Here is a 271-nt window from a genome sequence, read left to right on the forward strand (position 1 = left end):
TCGCTGACTCTTCAGACTTTAGCACTACATGCCTTAAGAAGATGCTTAACTTCACGCCAGCTAAGCTACTTACACCAATGCTGATCCTTGTAGCAATTGTATCGCACACTGCAGCAGATGCGGGTTACGTACTGGTTATTCCTCTTGGTGGTATTATTTTCCACGCAGCTGGCCGTCACCCTCTAGCGGGTATCGCAGCGGCGTTTGCTGGTGTCTCTGGCGGTTTCTCTGCTAACTTTATCCCTTCAGGTATCGACCCACTGTTAGCAGG

The 271-nt window shown here is 49.8% G+C and carries 1 protein-coding gene; it reads left to right on the forward strand.

All coding sequences use genetic code 11. From position 1 onward, the window contains the following. On the forward strand, positions 1-271 hold a 271-nt coding region (locus A3773_RS17165; protein ID WP_197462868.1), incomplete at both ends, for an AbgT family transporter.

Origin of the sequence: Neptuniibacter pectenicola (assembly GCF_001597735.1) — a bacterium.
Lineage (GTDB): Bacteria > Pseudomonadota > Gammaproteobacteria > Pseudomonadales > Balneatricaceae > Neptuniibacter > Neptuniibacter pectenicola.